1 protein-coding gene is annotated in these 340 nt (G+C 67.4%); it reads right to left on the bottom strand.

Going from position 1 to position 340, the window contains the following annotated elements:
• A partial coding sequence (locus EFE23_RS27935) for an acyltransferase domain-containing protein (protein WP_123243824.1) occupies positions 1-339 on the bottom strand: 339 nt, incomplete at its 3' end.
• Position 340: the final 1 nt, after the last annotated feature.

Genomic DNA, 340 nt, shown 5'->3' with positions numbered 1-340 from the left:
GTTGCTGACCACGGGCAGTGTGGGCGGGTGGTAGGTGAGGCCGGCGGCCACCGTTCGGAACTGGTCGGCGATGGTGGCCATGTGGGGTGAGTGGAAGGCGTGGCTGACCTTCAACTGGGTGGCTTTGCGGCCGTTGTCGCGCCATTGGCGGGCGAGTTGTTCGCACACGTCCCGGTCGCCGCTGATGACCGCTGTGTGTGGGGTGTTGATGGCGGCGATGGTGACGCCGTCGTGGCCGGTGGTCAGCTGTTCGGCTTCGTCGCGGGTGGCTTGTAGGGCGATCATCGCGCCGGGGGTGGTGATGCTGTTCATGAGTCGGGCGCGGGTCGCTACGAGCAGG

The organism is Micromonospora solifontis, assembly GCF_003725545.1.
GTDB classification, from domain to species: domain Bacteria; phylum Actinomycetota; class Actinomycetes; order Mycobacteriales; family Micromonosporaceae; genus Micromonospora; species Micromonospora solifontis.
The sequence above is the reverse complement of the archived record's forward strand: the minus strand, read 5'-3'. Positions and strand labels throughout refer to the sequence as shown.